This window comes from Anoxybacillus sp. P3H1B, assembly GCF_001560855.1.
Lineage (GTDB): Bacteria > Bacillota > Bacilli > Bacillales > Anoxybacillaceae > Anoxybacteroides > Anoxybacteroides rupiense.
Genome location: NZ_LPUG01000002.1, coordinates 1 through 1,403, shown reverse-complemented (window position 1 = coordinate 1,403; position 1,403 = coordinate 1). Strand labels below are relative to the sequence as shown.

Sequence of the window (1,403 nt, the reverse complement as noted above, 5' to 3'; positions counted from 1 at the left end):
ATCACTAGCGTTGCATTAATTTAATTCGAAAATTCCGAATTGAAAAAAGTCCATAAAAAATCCTTTATAATGGATGGTACAGGTGGTCCCTGTCCAAATCCAATATAAAGGATGAAGCCTATGGACAAGGATACACTATTTTCTTCATTTGGTAAATGGGTCACTCCTCTCCATTCTGTAAAATTTACACAAAGAATGGAAGAGATGAAACAAGATAAATATACGAAAAAATTAACCACAAAAGCGTATTTACTTTTGTTTTTACATGCTCAACTTCAACAACGAGAAGGACTGCGCGCCATCGCCGATGATGCATTACTGGATGATTTTCAGCGAGAATTAGGATTGACCTCTATTAGTGCTTCACAACTTTCTCGAAAACATCGCCAAGTAAAACCCGAATTACTCGCAGAAATCTTTCTGGATTTAGTGAATCAAATCCGTCAGATGTCCACGAATTCCTCCAGTCAGGTGAAAGGCTTAAAAATCGTGGATTCCACGACCATTTCACTGAATCTGAAAAAATATCAATGGGCTACGTTTCGTAAAACGAAGTCGGGAATTAAGGTCCATTTACGACTGGTGTTTGTCAATGAAGATACGGTTTATCCGGAAAAAATGGTCATGACCCCAGCAGGGAACAATGATCGAACACAAATGGAACAACTGATCGACGAAACAGATGCCATGTACGTGTTTGATCGTGGTTATGTAAACTACGAAAAGTTCGATTATTACTGTGATAAAGGCCTCTTTTTCGCCTCCCGTCTGAAAAAGAATGCCTATGTTCGATTTCTTGAATCGTTCTCTGTCCCATCCCATTCCTCTATTTTATCTGATTCAATGGTGGTCATTGGGACACCACAAAAACGAACGGAAAATGTCTTTCGATTAATCGAAACATTCGATTCGGATGGGAATCGAATTCGAATCATTACGAACCGATTCGACCTAGATCCAGAAGAACTTGGTGATATCTATCGTTCTCGATGGGCCATTGAACTATTTTTTAAGTGGATGAAGCAACGTTTAACACTCAAACATCTTTATGGAACGAGTCCAGAAGCTGTAGAAAATCAGGTTTACTTAGCTCTGATTGCTTACTGTTTACTCATTCTTATTCAACTTGAAATGAAATCGAAACATTCTCTCACCCAGATTTATCGTTGGCTTCGCGTTTTTCTTTGGAAACCAAGTACCGTGTGGGTGGAACGAATTCAACGGGAATGAGTGAAAGAAGTCGGCGAAACACGTTAGCCATGTAACAATAAAACAAATACATTTATTACCAAATGGATAGTGATCACCTTTAGTTGGTTACTGCCTTGTTTTTCGTTTATCATAAAATATTTTATCCAGAAAATTCTGTATAAAATATTTTTATTTTTTATGCAACGCTACTG

At 37.8% G+C, this 1,403-nt stretch carries 1 protein-coding gene; it reads left to right on the top strand.

Translation table 11 applies throughout. The features are described 5' to 3' along the window. The first annotated feature begins 120 nt into the window (after positions 1–120). Positions 121–1,230 (top strand): IS4 family transposase, encoded by a 1,110-nt coding sequence (locus AT864_RS00015; RefSeq protein ID WP_066145224.1) that lies wholly within the window; start codon positions 121–123, stop codon positions 1,228–1,230. Positions 1,231–1,403 lie beyond the last annotated feature (173 nt).

Excerpts from the sequence above, each read along its gene's own strand:
- AT864_RS00015 (WP_066145224.1), top strand. The coding sequence starts at position 121 with ATGGACAAGGATACACTATTTTCTTCATTTGGTAAATGGGTCACTCCT.